This is a genomic window from Chondrinema litorale, from assembly GCF_026250525.1.
Classification (GTDB): domain Bacteria; phylum Bacteroidota; class Bacteroidia; order Cytophagales; family Flammeovirgaceae; genus Chondrinema; species Chondrinema litorale.
The window spans coordinates 137,572-152,190 of the sequence record NZ_CP111056.1 but is presented as its reverse complement, the minus strand read 5'-3'; the positions used below and the strand labels follow the sequence as shown (position 1 = coordinate 152,190).

General features: G+C 36.2%; 15 protein-coding genes. 14 read left to right on the top strand and 1 reads right to left on the bottom strand.

The features are described 5' to 3' along the window. The first annotated feature begins 155 nt into the window (after positions 1-155). From OQ292_RS35125 to OQ292_RS35060, 14 genes are all read left to right on the top strand, one after another. Positions 156-1,073: a hypothetical protein gene (locus tag OQ292_RS35125; RefSeq protein WP_284688830.1), complete on the top strand. Its 918-nt coding sequence runs from the start codon at positions 156-158 to the stop codon at positions 1,071-1,073. Next, positions 1,066-1,410 carry a hypothetical protein gene (locus OQ292_RS35120; protein ID WP_284688829.1) on the top strand — a complete coding sequence of 115 codons (345 nt, stop codon included), beginning with the start codon at positions 1,066-1,068 and terminating at the stop codon, positions 1,408-1,410. Before OQ292_RS35125 ends, OQ292_RS35120 begins: the two co-directional genes overlap by 8 nt. Before the next feature lie 267 nt (positions 1,411-1,677). Then, on the top strand, positions 1,678-2,391 hold the full coding sequence (locus OQ292_RS35115; protein ID WP_284688828.1) for an IS1595 family transposase: 714 nt from the start codon (positions 1,678-1,680) through the stop codon (positions 2,389-2,391). A 350-nt stretch (positions 2,392-2,741) separates the two neighbouring features. Next, positions 2,742-2,969: a hypothetical protein gene (locus OQ292_RS35110; RefSeq protein WP_284688827.1), complete on the top strand. Its 228-nt coding sequence runs from the start codon at positions 2,742-2,744 to the stop codon at positions 2,967-2,969. A gap of 7 nt (positions 2,970-2,976) precedes the next feature. Beyond that, entirely contained in the window at positions 2,977-3,186 is a 210-nt protein-coding gene (locus OQ292_RS35105; protein WP_284688826.1) for a hypothetical protein, read from the top strand. Between the two features lie 4 nt (positions 3,187-3,190). Further along, a complete protein-coding gene (locus tag OQ292_RS35100) occupies positions 3,191-3,709 on the top strand; it encodes a hypothetical protein (RefSeq protein WP_284688825.1) in 519 nt (172 codons plus the stop codon). Beyond that, positions 3,702-4,163, top strand: coding sequence for a hypothetical protein (locus tag OQ292_RS35095; protein WP_284688824.1), 462 nt, complete (start codon positions 3,702-3,704; stop codon positions 4,161-4,163). Before OQ292_RS35100 ends, OQ292_RS35095 begins: the two co-directional genes overlap by 8 nt. Positions 4,164-4,168: 5 nt before the next feature. Further along, on the top strand, positions 4,169-4,714 hold the full coding sequence (locus tag OQ292_RS35090; protein WP_284688823.1) for a hypothetical protein: 546 nt from the start codon (positions 4,169-4,171) through the stop codon (positions 4,712-4,714). A gap of 207 nt (positions 4,715-4,921) precedes the next feature. After that, positions 4,922-5,059 carry a hypothetical protein gene (locus tag OQ292_RS35085; RefSeq protein ID WP_284688822.1) on the top strand — a complete coding sequence of 46 codons (138 nt, stop codon included), beginning with the start codon at positions 4,922-4,924 and terminating at the stop codon, positions 5,057-5,059. A 155-nt stretch (positions 5,060-5,214) separates the two neighbouring features. Then, positions 5,215-5,796, top strand: a complete 582-nt coding sequence (locus OQ292_RS35080) for a hypothetical protein (protein ID WP_284688821.1) — start codon at positions 5,215-5,217, stop codon at positions 5,794-5,796. Positions 5,797-6,337: 541 nt separating this feature from the next. After that, entirely contained in the window at positions 6,338-7,501 is a 1,164-nt protein-coding gene (locus OQ292_RS35075; RefSeq protein ID WP_284688820.1) for an MFS transporter, read from the top strand. A 39-nt stretch (positions 7,502-7,540) separates the two neighbouring features. After that, positions 7,541-10,681, top strand: a complete 3,141-nt coding sequence (locus tag OQ292_RS35070) for a GH92 family glycosyl hydrolase (protein ID WP_284688819.1) — start codon at positions 7,541-7,543, stop codon at positions 10,679-10,681. A gap of 13 nt (positions 10,682-10,694) precedes the next feature. Then, entirely contained in the window at positions 10,695-12,437 is a 1,743-nt protein-coding gene (locus OQ292_RS35065) for a class I mannose-6-phosphate isomerase (RefSeq protein WP_284688818.1), read from the top strand. A gap of 28 nt (positions 12,438-12,465) precedes the next feature. Next, positions 12,466-13,566 carry an ROK family protein gene (locus tag OQ292_RS35060; RefSeq protein ID WP_284688817.1) on the top strand — a complete coding sequence of 367 codons (1,101 nt, stop codon included), beginning with the start codon at positions 12,466-12,468 and terminating at the stop codon, positions 13,564-13,566. 115 nt (positions 13,567-13,681) lie between these two features. On the opposite strand, the gene OQ292_RS35055 is transcribed toward OQ292_RS35060, so the two are convergent. Then, entirely contained in the window at positions 13,682-14,419 is a 738-nt protein-coding gene (locus OQ292_RS35055; protein WP_284688816.1) for a GntR family transcriptional regulator, read from the bottom strand. Positions 14,420-14,619: the final 200 nt, after the last annotated feature.

Genomic DNA, 14,619 nt, shown 5'->3' with positions numbered 1-14,619 from the left:
TCAAATTAGAAAAGTACATTCAACTATCATAATGTCCTATGATTTTTTGGTGAAACGTTTTTAGTTGTATCTTGGATAAATGATGTTACTGGCCCCAAAATATTTTAATTGATATAATTGTGTAAGAAAATCATTACTATCCCTTCGGTATGAACATGGCTGGCATCGAAAAACAAGGCATACCCGACCACAAGTTCCAATTTCAAGGACAGGAAATACAAGAGGAATTTGGATTAAATTGGTCATCTTTCAAATGGAGAAATGCAGATGTACAGATTGGGCGTTTTCACTCTGTTGATCCTCTAGCAGAAGATTACTATTACAATAGCCCGTATGCCTTTAGTGAGAATAAGGTGGTGGCACATGTGGAATTGGAGGGATTGGAAGCAGCTCCAGCGGGCAAACGTAATTCAGCAGGTGTTGCATATATATATTATGTAGGTCCCGATGGATTCGAGGGATGGGGGTTGGGAGGACATACTGGTGCAGCTTATTATGGTATGCATACTTATGCTCCAACAACACTTTATCTTCCAATGTCAGGACAACAAGGCTATAAAGAAGATAGACCAGTAGGCCCACGAGAGTATCATGAAGGCATGGGACTTTATATTGAACCTACTGTGAAAGCTGTAAATGAAGCGCAGACAATAAAGTATTATTTAGATATAGGTGAAATAGTTCAAAGAATACATTACGAGCTACCTGATAAGGATATGATAGAATATTGGGGTCTTGTAGATGGTATAATGTATAATCCAGGTCAAGCTAAAGGGATGTGTTGTACATCTCAAAGTAGACAACTTCTAATTGATAGTTTTAAAGCAGCAGGATATTCTCAAGATGAAGCACAAGAAGCTGCAGATAAAATTATCTACTATAATATGCCTGAGGAATTATCATCTGATGAAGTTTTAGAAACTGGTTCTACTCGTTATGATAGATTTTATAAAAAAGGTGGTAAGTATTATCATAGCAAATATATTTATTCAAATAAAAAGTGGAATAAGACGACTAATGAAATACAAGCAGACAATTTTATAAACTACATTGAAACTCCTGAAGATGAATAAGTCTATTATAGTTTCTTTTTTAAAGATAACAGTGAAATCCGTCATCATAATTATTTTTTTAATTATACTTTTTTTTCAATACAAAGCTGAAAGTTATTTATCTAAGCAAAAAAATACATATGGAATTTTTGTAAAACAAAAACGAGTAAATTATCTACCATTTATTATGTTTTACATTGATGCAAAAGTTTTCTCTCCTGAGAAATACTCTGTCTATTGGTGTAATATTCATTTGCCATATGAAGAAAAACAGATAAATAATGATTATATGTTTAATATTGAATTTGGTACTTATTATGTATATTCTTTTTATGATGTAAGTAGTTTAAAAAAATGATTATCCGTAAAGCTACCACAAAGTAAATAGGGTATGGTCTGCGCTTCGAAATTAGCTCAAAAACAGGTCATTATGGATAGTATTATTGAATTCATGTAAGCGTACCGCAATGAGCAGGTATGCCGTGAGTGTTTCAAGGAAATCAGGGATAAAGCAGGTGTTTGTTGCAAGAAATGCGGTAGCCAAGAGCATTACTGGCTAAATAGCAAGCAGATGTACCAATGCAAGTCATGCAGTTTTAGGACAGGCCTCCGCAGTGGCACCATCATGGAAGCTTCCAAACTTCCGTTTCGCTACTGGTTCGTTGCTATCTGGCTGATGGGCTGTAGCAAGAAAGGTTCTTCTGCCTGTAATGTGCAGAGGCAGCTCAATCATAAGCGCTATGAACCTATCTGGGCAATGATGCACAAAATACGCTCTGCGATGGGCCAACGGGACAACCACTACTTGCTGGGAGGCAATATTGAGGTAGACGAAGGGTTCTTTGAAACACTAGTACCCGAGGGGCAGAAGGAAGAGGAGAGAAAGCGGGGAAGGGGGAGCCAGAAGCAGACCATGGCGATGGTCTTTGCACAGACAGAGGTGGTGCTACAGCCTAAAAAACACCGCCCTTCTAAAAGGTGCAAGTATTTCAAAATGGCTGTATGCGCTGATTTTACAGTAGAAACTGCTAGAAATACGATTACCCGGCATGTTGCCCAGAATGCCAAGATGATTACAGATGGCTATTCAACCTATCAGTCACTGGCAGGAGAGTTCGCGATGGATGTGGAAAAAGTGCCCTCAAAACAGGCCCATATCAAACTACCTTGGGTACATACAGCCATTGGGAATGCAAAGAAAGTCCTACAAGGGATATATCAGCATACAAGGCCAGGGTATCTACAGAATTATCTAGATGAGTTCTGTTACAAACTCAATAGAAGATACTTTGAAAATGATATTTTTGACAGAATATTAATTGCTTGTACGCTCAATTGAGCTTGTGGTAAGAATACGGATAATCATTTTTTAAAAAATATAAGTTATCAGGATTAGCAATATTTTCAATAATATTATATTATTTATTGTTGAATAATTTGGGTTTACCTTGGGTTTATTCGACGGTTCCATTGACAATTCTGTTATTGGCTGTAATCGTCGATTATCTTATACTAAAGAATATTGATTTTTCTCTAAAATTATTAATAGTTGCTTTTTATATTTTTGTATCAAGCCTTGGGTTTTACTTCATTTATTTAAAACAAACAAGAATTGAATATCTAGCAATATTTGTAAAAGACGAAAAGAATAATTCTTACAAAATGACCTTTGGATGTAACGATGAAAAGATGATCACTATTAATAATGGCATAGCAATAGTTATTATGCCAGAAAATGGAATCTTTAAAACAGCATCTACTATTGATGATAAAATTGCATTTGATATATATTCAGTAAAAAATACAGATATCAATCAGATAAATCTAGATAGTTTGATAAGTATCAAATTTGATCTTACTAATCTAAAAGTTGATTTTAAAAAAGATGATAAAAGTACTATAAATTTCACTTATTGACTCCTAATTGAATCCACTGGCGTGTAGCCTCTCGCTACACATCAGTGAGACAACAGAAAGTGGAAGATTTATAAGTAGAGAAACCTTCAATAGAAATGGAGCAAAAAACCTAATGTTCCAATCTAAGAAAAGAGGAAATGCAAGTATGGAGTTAATCCGAGAGCAATTAGGTGTTTTCTACAATCAGAGAAATAATAAGAATAGAATGGAAAAATAAAAATATGTCGAAAAAAAATATCATTAGATATAAATGGATACTTATTTTAGGTACTTTGTTCCTACATTATTCATATGTAAAAGCTCAGGATTTTATACGGGTTGATTTTCAGGACTATTTTGAAGGTGAAAGGGTAAGTTTATTTGTAAATGGAGCTCAAATTTTTGAGGGACAGAAATTAGAAACTGCTAGTACTGGAGAGACTGGGTTTAGTTTACTTTTCACAAAAAGAGATTCGAATTATTATTTCATTACCCAATTCTACCCTTTTAAATCAAAAATACCTTACCGAAAAAAAAAGATTTATAAGCAAGTCAATACTATAGATGCCCCTTATCAACTTAGTTTAAAAAAGTTAGAGAATAAAGTAGTCTGGACTTTTAGTATAGCGATAAAAAATGGGGAGAAATTAGAAAGAGAGATAGATATTCGTAAAGGAAATTACATAGGAGTAACCTACAATGATTTTGACAGTAAAGGCTTATCTATCGTTCAGTCTGATATTCCATTTGCCTATGATTGATCCTCCTGTGATGTATAATGATCCGAAGGGGGATTGTTCTTGGTGTATAGGCGCTTTAGTTGGGGCAGCAACGGAAGTATTGACCCAAGTAGTTACCAATGCCATAAGTGGTAAAGAGTTAACAGATATAGACTGGGTTGATGTAGGAGTTGCAACTGTTGCGGGAGATGTTGTAAATGGTAAGATGGTAAAAGCAGCAGATGGAAATATTGCTAAAGCCCAAAATGCATTGAATGATGCAACTGGTAAAGGGCCAGGGGGGGTAAAAAGATACAAACCAGGGTCAGCCAATCATCAAGCAGCTATGAGTAGAGTAAATCAAGCTTCACAAAACCTAACCAATGCTAAACTGGATAAACAGATTACCGAAAGCATAACTGATATGTCAGTCGATACTACATCAGCTATAGGGGCAAACTCTGCCAGTGAACAAGTTAAAAAGAGAGTTAATTAGTAAGTATGATGACCAATTTAAGAAATATCTTATCAACTATCGCCTTTTTTTGTTTAGTAGTTTTCTTAGTGTATAAGTGTTCAACAGGAGGCACAAGTAAAGAAGACATACTCAAACTCGATGGTAGAACAATAGGTACAGTAATTTACAAAGGAGGAACCAAGCTTGAAATGGAATATGAAATTGATGGTTTGAAATACATCCTTAAAAAATCAAGACCATATACAAGCATTCAAAATGGGGAACAGTTTCAAATTGCCTATAACCCTCATAATAAAAATGATGCGATACCTATTTACTACGAACCAGTAATCAATGAGGGTATTTTCGAAACTACCAACTCTCTTGGTGATATTAATTGGGATATAAATAATTACTTTACTAATCAGCAAATAATAGGATTTGATTATAAAGTAAATGGTATTGAATATCATAAAGCTCAGGTTATAGAATTTGGTACTGAAAAAGGAGATATTATTCTAGATAGGTTATATCCAGTTATGTATAATGTGAAAAATCCTAAAATTGCTTATATCCTTTTAGATAAATAATGGCTATTCCTAAATAATCGTTATAAATTTTAAAATAAAAAATTAGATAGTATCAGATATTGACTTGGGACTATTTTTCTTTTATTCGCTGGTAACAAGTCTATTGCGTATGTTGATTTAGATGGATTAGAGGAAGTATACTTTGATGAATCGACAAATAATTTAGGGTTTCAATTAGTTGTAGAGATATTAAAAGCATCGGATTTCATGGAAGGTTTTAAGAAAGAATTTGAGGCGAATAATACAAGATATGATGTTTACATTTCGAGTCTCTCTAATCAAGATTGGGTTTATATAGATGATGTAGATCCAAATTCTAAAAGAACCCATTCGAAAAATTATTAACTTCTTAAAAAAGTATGATAGCTATAAAAAGGATATTGAGATTCCTAATAGGAAGTAATATTACTTCTTTTTTCATGATAATATTTATTATTACTTTGGGATGTGGTAATTCTCAAAATGTTAGCTGTAATTGTATATCAATTAATAAATCTACAATGAAAGATGGTTTTGTCATGTACTTTACTGGGTTTTTATACAATAACCATTGCTTATATTACATTGACTTTCCTTATTACAAGCTGGATGTGCAATATTTAATTAATTCTTATTTTTTTATAGAAAATGAAAAAATCAAAAAAATATATTTAGATGTAAATTCTGATTATAATTTTGAATGTACTCTTTTTGATTTTAATCGGTCATTGGGAGATACTCTTTTCAATAAAGACTATGCTTATTGGTCAATGAAATACCAATCATTTTATGACAAAACTTTGAAAGATAGCATAGTGAGGTTTTTATATAAGCCTATCACATACGACGACAAAAATTTATTATATGGAGTTTTGATAAGTAGAAAATATAATTTTATAGGATTACATGATATTTCTTACGAAAAGCAACATTTAAAAGTAAGAAACTATACAGGGAAAGTCTATTTAGATAAGCTTGATGATACATTTGTAATTCATTGCGACAGTTTGAATTATAGATGGGCTTCAGATTCATTAGATTTGAATAGTTTGCATTACAAAAGTATCAGAAAATGCCCCACTACTCTTAGCCAAAAAGAATAAACTGGTCGGTAGTGTTCCACAATTTGGATCTGATGTAGTACATGAAATGCTTCACACTCTCAGAATGTCTCCACTGGTGTGTAGCCTCACACTGCACACCAAATTATAGGTTATAATATTTCATTCTTTCTTGGATTAAAATATACAAACCCCCAATGTTTATAGGGATGTTGGGGATTTTGTTTATGCGTAAGCTACTCATCAATATCATCAAGAAGTTCAGCTAGTTCTTTATCTGAGATGCTTTCTTTGTCAGATTTATCATAAATGGAGAGTAAAAAGACGGTTTCTTTTGTTTATCAACTGGATAAAAAAATAAAACAATTCACAATAGATGAAAAGAGGGTAATATCTACGCCTATCCGCAGAAGACAGTACAGTCTTAAAAAAAACATCACACTTTCTTAAGTATTTCTTTTAAGTAAAACATGAAGAGTTTTTTGCTTTTAATCAATATGTTCATACATTTGAACATATTGATTGTTAATAGTAAGTATAAAATGAAAAAAGGCATTGGTTACAATTATTAAATCAGGATTTGATGAATAAATCTAAAGTATCCATAAAGCTAATTGCTCCGGTACTGTTTTCTTTCTTCGTTATGAGTTTTAGCGATTTGGTAGGAATTGGAGTAGACCGAGCCAAAACAGAATTTGATTTAAGCAATACACAAGCCCAGCTAATTCCATTTGTAGTCTTCCTGTGGTTTTTTGTACTGTCTGTGCCAATCGGGATTTTTCAGGATAGAATTGGAAACAGGAAAATGTTAACCATAGGTATGGTGGTTACGGTTTTAGGCCTTTTATTTCCTTTTCTGTTTAATACTTACCATATGATTTTGGTTGGATTTGCTTTCATAGGAATTGGCAACACAGTGCTTCAGGTTTCAGCCAATCCCTTATTGGTTGATGTTGTTCCTTCCAACAAACGCTCGAGTTTTCTGAGTTTTTCTCAGTTTATAAAATCCATAGGCTCCATGGCCACTGCACCTTTGGTGGTGTGGTTTGCATTCCAGTTTGGAAATTGGAAAGTATCCTTTCTGCTTTTTGCCTTGTTGGCTCTGGTAAATATCATTTGGTTGATGTCCATTAATATTCAGGAAAGCAGCAATACAGAGAAAAAAGCCACATTCAAATCATCATTCAGGCTATTGGGAAATCCTTATATCGCCATGATGGTGGCTTGTATTTTCGCAATTGTCGGGCTGGATGTGGGCATCAATGCTACTTCCGGGCAGTATTTGTTAGACCGTTTCTCTACTGAAGCTACCATGGCTGAATCCGTGAGGAGTCTCTATTTCTTTGGGAAAATGCTGGGAACTTTTACAGGTACTTTGATTCTTACCAAACTTTCATCAAAAAGATGTTTCCTGGTCACTTCTATTTTAGGCATGCTGGTATTGGTTTGTTTGATTTTCAGTACAAATGACTGGATGGCTTTGGTGGTCATATTCCTGATCGGGATAAGCCTGGCGAATATTTTCCCCCTCGTTTTTTCATTGGCCGTGGAAAAATTTCCGGACAGGAAAAATGAAATTTCAGGTTTAATGATCATGGCTGTGGTTGGTGGTGCTGTACTTCCACCCATTATGGGATGGCTTTCCGATATGTTCAGCGTAACTGCCAGTCTTTTGGTTTTATTGATGGCTATGGGAGGTATTACCATTGTGTCTCTAATCAATTTCAGAAGTATAAATCAGAATTAGATATTGTCATTTTTATCACGAATATATTAATACAATTCAATGAATAAATTCATTAAATACATCCTCCATTTAGTAGTGCTGATTGCGGCAGTTGGGTTCAAAAATCCAGAAAGCAAAATTATTTGGGAGATTGGTAAAAAAGATAATAGTGCAACAGAATTTGCATTGGCACCAGATGGTTTCGAAAGTTTTGTTGAAAATGATTTCGGATGGGAGGATCGTTTTTATTTGATAGGAAATTCAACCGCAAAATCCAATTGGCCTTATGTTATTCCCGGCCCAAGTGATACTTGGGGAGGAACCTGGAACACCTCAGGATGGAGGACGCAAACGCTAAATATTTTGTTTGGCTTGGAGGATGCTCCTAAAAAAGGAGATTGGAAACTAAGTATAGGTACACTGGATTGCAATGTAAAGAATCCTCCACTGCTAAAGGTTTCTGTAAATGGGAAATCATGGAAATTCAGGGTATCTAAAGGTACCGGGAAAGAGAACCCCGATGGAAAATCTGGAATTGATGAAAGTGATTTAATCGAAATTTTATTTTCTGCTGATATTTTGAAAAAGGGAGGAAATGAAGTTTGCCTTACTGTTCTGGAAGGTTCTTGGCTTATGTTCGACTTTATAAATTTAATAGGAGCCGATGATGCAAAATTAGTAGAAAGCCAAAAGGTTTTCTTACGCGAAGCAAAGGCAGCCGATTATGAAATTAAAGGTAAAGATGGCAATGCTCAGCCACTTCTCGTTGATGTGGAGCATTTGTCCGGAAGCCCCAAACTGGAAGTAATGCTGGATGGGAAAAATGTGTTTTCCGAAACTGTGGAGTTGGGAAGGTATACATTTGAAGTACCGATGCCTGCCGTAACCAGTAAAACTAAAAGTGAGTATTCAATTATGGTAGATGGGGAAATTATAGATAAGGGTAAAATAGTAAGACTCCCCGAAAAAATGGCGTCACCAGCATCCTATGTAGATACAAAAATAGGAAGTGCTCACTCCAGATGGATGATTGCTCCTGGGCCCTGGATGCCTTTTGGAATGGTTAAACTCAGTCCTGATAACCAAAATGAAGGCTGGCAGGCAGGTTACGATCCTATATTTGAATCCGTAGGAGGATTTAGTCACATTCATGAATGGACCATGTCCGGCCTTTTGACCATGCCAACCAACGGACCACTTCAAACCGTCACCGGAGATCAAAAAGACCCTGATAGTGGCTATCGTTCCAGAATTGATAAAGCAACAGAAGAAGCACCTCTTGGCTATTACAAGGTTGACCTGACAGATTACGACATTACAGCAGAATTAACCGCCACAACCCGATGCGGATTCCAGCGGTATACTTTTCCAAAAGACAGGGAAAATGCTCGTGTATTGCTGGATTTGATTATTCCTGCCGAATATAGTTATAATTCAAAGGAAATATACATTAAGCAAACTGGCAAATCTTCCATTGAAGGATACAGCAAACAGGAAACACCAAATACATGGTCTGGAGGCGTATCACAGGAGTATGTTGTGCATTTTGTTGCAGAATTTGATCAACCTATTTCTAAGTTTAGTGTGTGGACTGAAAATGGGGTGATGGAGAAAAATGAGTTTAAAGCTAAAGATTTAAAAGATGCCGGAGCCATTGTGGAGTTTGATGTCAAAAAGGAAAATATCGTACAGCTTCGCACTTCTATTTCTTATGTAAGCATAGAAAATGCGAAAGAAAATTTAGAACAAGAAATTGCAAAACCTTATGGATGGAATTTCGAAGCCGTTCGGAATGGACAGATGGATGCCTGGAATAACCTGTTTAACCGGGTTCAGATAGAGAGTTCTGATCAGCGTGAGAAAATGCGATTTTACAGCAATATGTATCGGTCTCTTTGCAGTAGAAATATATTTAGTGATGTAAACGGAGAATGGATTGATCCTAACGAAAAATTGCAAACCCTTAATGATCCACAATCGCCAGCATTAGGTTGTGATGCTTTCTGGAATACCTTTTGGAATCTCAACCAATTTTGGAATTTAGCTACACCAGAATGGAGTAGCAACTGGGTAAAATCTGAATTAGCCATGTATGATGCCGCTGGTTGGCTGGCCAAAGGACCAGCTGGTATGGAATATATTCCGGTGATGGTGGCTGAACATGAAATACCGCTTATCGTAGGAGCCTATCAAATGGGTATCCGGGATTATGATGTTGACAAAGCTTTTGAAGCCGTAAAAAAGATGCAAACGGAACCGGCTACAAATGTAGGAGGAGGCTTTGCAGGAAATCGGGATTTAGAGGCTTATTTGAAATACAAATATGTGCCTTACGATAAAGGTAGATTTTCCAATTCCCTTGAATACTCTTTTGATGACTGGACGGTATCTCAATTTGCCAAATCTCTGGGAAAGAAAGAAGACTATACTGCTTTTTATGAGAGAGGAAATTACTGGAAAAATATAATGGATACCGAAACAGGCTTTGCCAGAATGAAAGATTCTAAAGGACAATGGCTTGCAGATTTTGATCCTTATAAATCCGGTGCAAATGAACATTATGTAGAAGGAAATGCCTGGCAGCTTACTTATTTTGTACCACAGGATGTGCCCGCTTTGGCAGAAACCATAGGAAAAGACAGGTTTATTGAGCGATTGGACTGGGGTTTTACAGAAAGTTATAAAACTCGCTACAATGGATTAAGAGATCAATATTGGGATTATCCGGTGATGCAGGGAAATCAACAGTCTATGCATTTTGCTTTTCTGTTTAACTGGGTGGAAAAGCCCTGGTTAACTCAAAAATGGAGTCGCTCTATTATTGAAAGGTATTACGGTTATGGAATTGCAAATGCCTATTTGGGTGATGAAGATCAGGGGCAAATGAGTGCCTGGTTTTTAATGGCTTCCATGGGATTATTCCAGACGGATGGAGGTTGCAGGGTTGATCCTGTCTACGAAATTGGTAGTCCGCTATTTGAGAAAATAGAGATTGATTTAGGGAATCGTTTTGGCCGGGGAAGCAAATTCATTATCGAAGCCAAAAATACTTCTAAAGTCAATATGTATGTCCAGTCCGCAAAACTCAATGGAAAGAATCTTAAGGATTTTAAATTTTCAGCGAGTGAATTGCTAAAAGGTGGAAAACTGGAATTAGAAATGGGACCGGAACCCAATAAGAATTGGGGTTTAGGCAAATAAAATTTCAGAATTTATGCAGAAGAAAACCATGAATATAAAATCAAATTACGATAAATATCCATCCATCAAAGTTGAGGGAAATGTTATTTCCGGATGGGATAAAATTCTGACTTTTTTAGAAGGAAAAGGGGGAAACTTAAAAATAGCTATTGAGTGTTATCATGGGGTTAATTCCAATGAAATAAAAAATGCTTTTGGCAATAAAACTTCTTTTTTTGACATAACCAGCCTTTTTAAATCAGAAGAAGAAATAATCAGGTTAACCGAACCAGACATTACCGATGATCCTATCTTTGGTTATATTACTAAATTGACTTTAGAGGACTTTTTGGATGAAGATAAAATTAAATCAGTTCGGGAAGAAATTCAGCAAAGTAATGAGGGGTTAACTGTAGTTTGTGGACCGGGTGCCTTGCTTTGTTTGCCAGATGCGGATATTAAAATATATGCCGATATGGCCCGGTGGGAAATTCAACTACGGAAGCGAAGGAATGAGGTGAATGGATTGGGGGTTGAGAATAAGAATCAACCGGTAAATCTGCAGTACAAACGTGGATTCTTTGTAGACTGGCGGGTTTGTGATAAGTTCAAAAAGGAATGGTTACCCCAATGTGATTTCCTTTTGGATACCAACAAACCTGATTCACCCAACCTTGTGGACATGGTCACCATGCAGAAATGCTTTACCCAGGCCGTGAAACAACCTTTTAGAGTAGTTCCTTTCTTTGATCCCGGACCCTGGGGGGGACACTGGATGGAAGAAGTATGTGATTTGGAAACGGAAGGCAAACCCAATCATGCCTGGTGTTTTGATTGTGTACCGGAAGAAAACAGTGTATTATTCGAAATTGGGGAGACAATCATTGAAGTTCCTTCCATTGATTTGGTGTTTTTCAGAAGCCGGGAATTGTTGGGGCCAAAAGTTGAAGCCCGTTTTGGAAAAGAATTTCCCATTCGTTTCGATTTCCTGGATACCATTGGCGGGGGAAATTTAAGCCTTCAGGTCCATCCGGATACAGGTTTTATTCAGGAAAACTTTGGTATGCATTATACACAGGATGAAAGTTATTACATTCTGGATGCTAAAGAGGATACAAAAATTTATCTGGGTGTAAAGAAAGATTGTGATGCAGAGGATTTTATTGATCAACTTAATGAAGCCCAAAAGAGTGGTCCTCCTTTCGATGCGGATAAATTTGTAAATACTTTTCCGGTAAAAAAACATGATCATTTTTTAATTCCTGCCGGAACAGTTCATTGTTCAGGAAAAAATACGATGGTGTTAGAAATTAGTGCCACGCCTTATATTTTCACTTTTAAAATGTGGGATTGGGGCAGACTCGGATTGGATGGGAAACCACGGCCAATAAATATTGATCGTGCCACCAAGGTAATTGATTATAGTATAAATACAGATGTAGCCAAAAATGAATTAATCAATCAGGCTGAGAAAGTGAATGAAGGAGAGGGATGGATAGAAGAAAAAACCGGTTTACATAATAGGGAATTTATAGAAACAAGGCGCCATTGGTTTACCAAACCAGTTCTACATGATACGGATGGAATTGTAAATGTGCTTAATCTGGTTGAAGGTAGGGAAGTACTGGTAGAAAGTCCTACCCATGCATTTTCACCTTTTATCGTCCACTATGCCGAAACTTTTATTGTTCCGGCAGAACTTGGCGAGTATATGATTCGTCCTTATGGTGAAAGCGAAGGGCAAGAAGTAGCCACAATCAAAGCCTATGTAAGATAGATAGATCAATCAAACTTGTTAGCATAAAATGGTTTATAATAATGACGAGCGAATTGTAATGACACTGGATGCCGGAGGGACAAACTTTGTTTTTTCGGCAGTTCAAGGGAATAAAGAGATTGTTACCCCAATAAGTCTCAAAGCCTTTCCCAACGATTTAAGGAAATGCTTGAATAGTCTGAAAATGGGCTTTCATAAGGTGTTTGCACAACTGAGTAGTCCTCCTGTGGCCATTAGTTTTGCTTTTCCTGGGCCCGCAGATTACACTAATGGAATAATAGGGGATTTGCCAAATTTCCCTTCTTTCAGAGGTGGTGTGGCACTTGGACCAATGTTACAGGAAGAATTTAAAATACCGGTATTCATCAATAATGATGGAAGTTTATTTGCACTGGGAGAAGCATTAGCAGGAGCCTTACCAGAGATAAATCAGCTACTTGCCAAACAGGGAAACCCTAAAAGATTCGGGAATATAGCTGGATTAACCCTGGGTACCGGCTTTGGAGGAGGGATAGTTGTGAATAACGAATTACTGGTAGGAGACAACGGATGTGGCGGTGATGTATGGATTTTTCGAAATAAAAAACACCCTGATTATTTTATAGAAGAAAGTGTGAGTAAGCGGGCTGCAAAAAGAGTTTATAAACAGCTTTCCGGAGACCAGACAAATTTGACTGCGGAGGAAATTTATCAAATTGCCGAAGAGCAATTGGTAGGGGATACAGAAGCTGCAATTTCTGCTTTCCAGGAGCTTGGAGAAATGGCAGGTGATGCCATAAGCCATGTCGCCACCATCGTAGATGGAATTATTGTAATTGGAGGAGGTTTGTCAGGAGCTTATAAATATATCCTTCCTTCCATTGTGAAGGAATTAAACAGCCATCTACAATCTTTCAGTGGAGAGTCTTATCCCCGATTACAGGCAAAGGCCTACAACCTTTCCCAGCAAGAACAATTGAATGAGTTTTTGAATGTAAAAGGAACTGAAATTCCTGTGCCGGGAACAGATAAAACTGTCCCTTATATTTCCCAAAAAACAACCGGAGTAATGCTTTCCAAATTAGGGGCAAGTAAGGCAGTTTCTTTAGGTGCATATGTGTTTGCACTCCAAAAAATAGATTGTATTTAGTTAAAGGAATAATTTTGATTTCGGTTGAATAAACTTTTACCAATTTAAGGTTGAGGTTCGCGATGTTAGAATTTTAAATTTAAATTAAGCAAAGAACTGAAAACAATGCATTCCATTAAAATTCTCTTTTAATGGTAATGTCGTAGGAAAAATATTTGGTTTGATAATAGACCAGATTATATTCCACAGGCCGGTCTCCTCTGTCACAAACAATGCGCTCCCGCCTTAATACAGGATTCTTTTCATCGATTTCCAGAAGTTGGCAAAGATTTTCATTCGGCATTATTGCTTGTAATTTTTCCTTTGAAACTGCAACGATGACATGGTGTTCCTCTTCCAGCAACTCATATAGAGGTTGATTAAAATTCTCTTTCCCGTTTATTCCCGTTCTTGGATGAAAATAGGAAACCGAATACAAATATTTGGCATCTTTTGACCCTCTTATCTTTTGCAACCGCCATACTTCCCTCCCTTCTTCTATGGACAATGCATTACTGACAATTGCATCAGATTTAACCGCATCCAGCTTCACCAGATAATCTACCACCTCAATTCCTTTATTTTTCATCTCTTTGGTAAAGGATATCCAATTTTCTAGTCGGGTTGAGATATTTTGTTGAATTACTCTGGTACCTACTCCTTTTTTTCTTTCGATAATTCCTTCGTGCACCAGTTTGTTTATGGCTTGTCTTATGGTATTTCTGGAGACACCAAGGCTTTTGGAAAGTGCAGTTTCCTTAGGCAAAAGGCGTTCTCCACTAAGATACTCTTCCTGTTTTATTAAATCCCTGAGATATTGTTCTATCTGAGCATGAAAAGGAACCGGGCTTTTTTGATCTAGTTTAAAATCCATAGTTAAATTTGTTTAAACAATTAAACAATAAGATTTTTAGTAAACCAAATAATACATAGATAATCTTTTATTTTGTTTAGTTGAACAATAGATAGTAAATATTCCAAATAGATTTAAATCACTTAAATTATTTATTAGACAAGGCCTTCATTAATATGTTTAAACATATGAACATTAAAAAACTTTCTCTATATTTACAT